The following is a 349-nucleotide window of genomic DNA, read 5'->3' on the forward strand; positions in this document are numbered from 1 at the left end:
CCGCGCGCTGATCCCTCAGGGATCCAGCGCACAGGTGAAGGTATACATACAGGATCTCAGTAAGTTGCAGGCCGGTGAGTACGAGCTGGGGTTCAACGGCAGTCAGCATACGCTGAAGATGCCGGATGGCTCGTCACAATCTGTCATTCCGAGCGGTCTGCCGCCGAGTTTTGAGGTCGATGGTGTGCGGATAGAAATTGCCGCCCCGATTACCAGCGGCGAAAAAATCCTGCTGCGTCCTACCCGCAATGCGGCCAGAGACGTGCAGGCTGAAATGACAGACCCGGCAAAAATTGCGGCGCAGAGTTATCTCAGCTCGGCAACGCAGGCGCAGGGAAAAGCCGAATTT

1 pseudogene is annotated in these 349 nt (G+C 57.3%); it reads left to right on the top strand.

What is annotated here, in order from left to right:
- Positions 1 to 349: pseudogene (gene flgK, locus ACYP03_RS24910) on the top strand (flagellar hook-associated protein FlgK); the annotation flags it as partial.

The sequence above is a fragment of the Photobacterium sp. R1 genome (assembly GCF_054600795.1).